1 protein-coding gene is annotated in these 448 nt (G+C 72.7%); it reads left to right on the top strand.

What is annotated here, in order from left to right:
* Positions 1-131: 131 nt before the first annotated feature.
* Positions 132-448 (top strand): AMP-binding protein (locus B1205_RS14930; RefSeq protein WP_176308611.1); only part of this gene is annotated, 317 nt, incomplete at its 3' end.

Genomic DNA, 448 nt, shown 5'->3' with positions numbered 1-448 from the left:
CGAGCGCGATCGACCTGCTCGATCAGCCCGAGCGGGCCCGGCTGCTGGCCGGCACGCCAGCGTTGGCCTCCGCGACTACCGGTGGACTGCACGAGCTGGTCGAACGGCAGGCCGCCCGTACGCCGGATCAGGTGGCCCTGGTGTGCGGTGCGGAGCGGTTGACCTACGGTGAGGTGGACCGGGCGGCGAACCGGCTGGCGCATCACNGTCAGACGCGGGTGGGGATCTGCCTGCCGCGTACCCCGCTGTTGCCGGTGGCGGTGTTGGCGGTGCTCAAGGCCGGTGGTGTGTACGTGCCGCTCGATCCGGCGTACCCGGCCGAGCGGGTGCGGTTCATGCTCGCCGACGCGGGCGCCGACCTCGTCCTCAGCGAGACCGGTCAGCGCGGCCTGTTCACCGACTACCCCGGCACCGTCCTCCACCTCGACGCCACCACGCTGGACGCCGG

This window comes from Micromonospora sp. NBS 11-29 (assembly GCF_002140155.1).
GTDB lineage: Bacteria > Actinomycetota > Actinomycetes > Mycobacteriales > Micromonosporaceae > Micromonospora.
The sequence above is the reverse complement of the archived record's forward strand: the minus strand, read 5'-3'. Positions and strand labels throughout refer to the sequence as shown.